The organism is Acidimicrobiia bacterium, from assembly GCA_035948415.1.
In the GTDB taxonomy this organism is placed as follows: domain Bacteria; phylum Actinomycetota; class Acidimicrobiia; order IMCC26256; family PALSA-555; genus PALSA-555.
The window spans coordinates 1-2,816 of record DASZJD010000046.1 but is presented as its reverse complement, the minus strand read 5'-3'; the positions used below and the strand labels follow the sequence as shown (position 1 = coordinate 2,816).

Annotated in this window: 4 protein-coding genes; 2 read left to right on the top strand and 2 right to left on the bottom strand. The window is 71.1% G+C overall.

The annotated features are described in order from the left end of the window. Positions 1 to 294 (bottom strand): preprotein translocase subunit SecY (locus VG869_06725; protein ID HEV3450884.1); only part of this gene is annotated, 294 nt, incomplete at its 3' end. Positions 295 to 429: 135 nt separating this feature from the next. Here VG869_06725 and VG869_06720 point away from each other — a divergent pair. Then, positions 430 to 1,653, top strand: a complete 1,224-nt coding sequence (locus VG869_06720) for a crosslink repair DNA glycosylase YcaQ family protein (GenBank protein HEV3450883.1) — start codon at positions 430 to 432, stop codon at positions 1,651 to 1,653. 53 nt (positions 1,654 to 1,706) lie between these two features. Continuing rightward, positions 1,707 to 2,156 (top strand): nitroreductase family deazaflavin-dependent oxidoreductase, encoded by a 450-nt coding sequence (locus VG869_06715; GenBank protein ID HEV3450882.1) that lies wholly within the window; start codon positions 1,707 to 1,709, stop codon positions 2,154 to 2,156. Here VG869_06715 and VG869_06710 read toward each other — a convergent pair. Continuing rightward, positions 2,149 to 2,816 (bottom strand): LuxR C-terminal-related transcriptional regulator (locus VG869_06710; GenBank protein HEV3450881.1); only part of this gene is annotated, 668 nt, incomplete at its 5' end. The two genes, VG869_06715 and VG869_06710, sit on opposite strands and share 8 nt — an antisense overlap.

Sequence of the window (2,816 nt, the reverse complement as noted above, 5' to 3'; positions counted from 1 at the left end):
CGGGATCACCTGGGTGAGCATCTGCACGATGATGCTGGCCGTGATGTACGGCAGGATGCCGATCGCGAACACGGTCAGGTGCAGCAGCGAGTTGCCGCTGAGCAGGTTCAAGATGGCGAAGACCCCGCCGGAGCTCGACATCCGGGAGCAGTAGCTGACGTTCTGCTCGGAGATGCCCGGCGCGGGCAGGTTCGAGCCGAACCGGAACAAGACGATCATGGCCCCGGTGAACAGCAGCTTCTTGCGCAGGTCAGGCGTCCGGAACGCCCGGACGAACACGCTCAGCACGGGCATTGCGCTGCGGTAGCTAGTCACGCCCCTTGAATGCCGCCCAGCACTCCCCGGTTCCGCGCGGGCACGCCAAGCACGCCAACTACACGAACCCGCCGGCGCGAAACCCCCCGGGGCTGCGCTGTTAGTGTCTTCCAGGTGAAGGTCGCTGCTGAGGCGGCGCGTCGCTTTCTCCTCGCGCGGCACTTCCTGGCGCCTGCGCGGTCTGTCGAGGGAGACCTCGACGGGGTGCTCGAGGTCTTCCGGAAGTTCGGGTCGATCCAGTTCGACCCGGTCGCGGTCGCCGGCCGGAACCATGACCTCGTGCTGCACGCGCGCGTCGCCGGCTACGAGCCCGCCTGGTGCGACGTGCTCTACGAACGCCGTGAGATCTTCGAGGTGACTAACAAGGCGCTGTCGCTCGTCCCGGCGAGTGAGTTCCCCTGGTTCCGTCTGGGCTTCGGCCGCAAGGGACCCCGGTTCCACGCCGCGATCCTCGCCGAGAACGCGGTCGTGGCCGAGCGCGTAATCGGGCGGATCCGCGCGGAGGGCGCGCTGTCGGCGCTCGACTTCGAGCCCGAGCACGGAGCGCCGAAGGACTGGTTCGGGATGCCGGAGAACGTCGTGCGCGCCGTGCTCGAGGCGTACACCGTCACGGGCGCGATCGGCCTGGCCCGGCGCGAGGGCAACCGCCGGTACTACGACCTCCTCGAACGGCTGCTCCCGGCCGAGCTGCTCGCGCACGAGGTGCCGGTGCGCGAGCAGCTCCGGCACAAGCTCTTGTCCCGGTACCGCGCCCACGGGCTGCTCGGCGCCGGCGGCGCCGGCGGCACGTTCGACCGCATCGCCAATCCGGAGTCGGCCCCGGGGCGGCCGGGGCGCAACGAGCTGCGCGAGGAGCTGGTCGAGCTCGGCGCGCTCGTGCCCGTCGAGGTCGAGGGCGTGCGCGGCAAGCGCTTCGTCCTGGCCCAGGAGCTCGCGCTGCTGCAGGCGCCGCCGGAGCCGGCGCCCTCCGCCGCGTTCATCGCCCCGTTCGACTCGCTACTGTGGGACAACTCCCTCGTGGCGAACCTGTTCGGCTTCGACTATGTATGGGAGGGCTTTTTCCCGGCGGCCAAGCGCCGTTGGGGCTGGTACGTGCTCCCGATCTGTTTCGGGGACCGCTTCGTCGCCCGGATCGAACCGCGGATCGACCGGGACCGAGCCCGCGTGGAGGTGCTCAACGTCTGGTGGGAGGACGGCTTCGCGCCGCGCCGCGCCGACGGGTTCGTCGACGCGATGCGCGACGCGCTCCGCGCGTACCTCCGCTTCGCAGGCGCGGGCCGCCTCGAGTGGGCGCCCCACCTGGCCACGGAGGAGCGGCTCTTCCTCGCCTGCCCGTGACCGGGACGAGTCGTGCGCGAGTGGCCCGGCGCTTGCTTGGCTACGCTGGCAGCATGCCCGATTACTACCGTCCGCCCGGCTGGTTCACGCGCAACGTTTTCAATCGGCTGGTGGCCTTCCTTACCCAGCAAGGCATCAGCGTTCTCGGCTCGCGGGTCCTGGCCGTGAAGGGCCGGACGAGCGGACAGTGGCGGACCACGCCGGTGAACCTGCTCACCCACGACGGCCGCCGTTACCTGGTCGCACCCCGCGGCGAAAGCCAGTGGGTGCGCAACCTGCGCGCCGCCGGCACCGGCGAGCTGCGCGTGGGCAGGCGCACGGAGGGCTTCCGCGGCCGGGAGCTCTCCGACGATGAGAAGGTACCGGTCCTGCGCGCCTACCTCAGAAGATGGAAGGCAGAGGTCGGGATCTTCTTCGAGGGCACCGGGCCAGACTCAAGCGACGACCAGATCCGGGCCATCGCCCCCAAACACCCGGCGTTCGAGGTGCTCCCAGTCAATTAGCTGGCGTGCCGGCGCGGGTGATCACGTCGCGTAGCTGGTGGCGGCTGGCGACCCCGAGCTTGGGAAAGGACCGGTACAGGTGCGAGCTGACCGTGCGCGGGGACAGGAACAGCCGGTCGGCGATCTCGCGGTCGGTCAGGCCGTCGCTGGCCAGGCGGACGATCTGGCGTTGCTGGGGGGTGAGTTCCCCGAGGGCGTCGGGTTCGGCGGGCGCGCCGGTGACGGCCACCCCGGACGCTCTGAGCTCGGCCTGGGCGCGCTGCGCCCAGGACCGGGCCCCGAGCCGCTGGAAGGTTTCCAGGGCGTCGGTCAGGACGGGTTTGGCGTCGTTGATCCGGCGGCGGCGCCGCAGCCATTCGCCGTAGTCGAGGCGGAGCTGGGCCCACTCGAAGGGCCACTGGTCCCCGGCGGGGTCGGCGAGCGCCGTGCCGAAGTGGGCTTCGGCCCCGTCCGGGCCGGCGAGGATGCCGCGGGCGCGGGCGATGAGCTGCTCGAGCCGGGCCGAGGCCGTTCCGTCGAGGCGGCCGAGGGTGCGGTCGAGCGCGTCCCGGCCCTCGTCCCGCCGATCCGCCCGGACAGCGGCGGCCGCGAGATCAGCCACGCCCAGATAGGAAAAGATGTTGTGCACGGGTTCGCCCGCGTCGCCGAACAGGCGGCCAA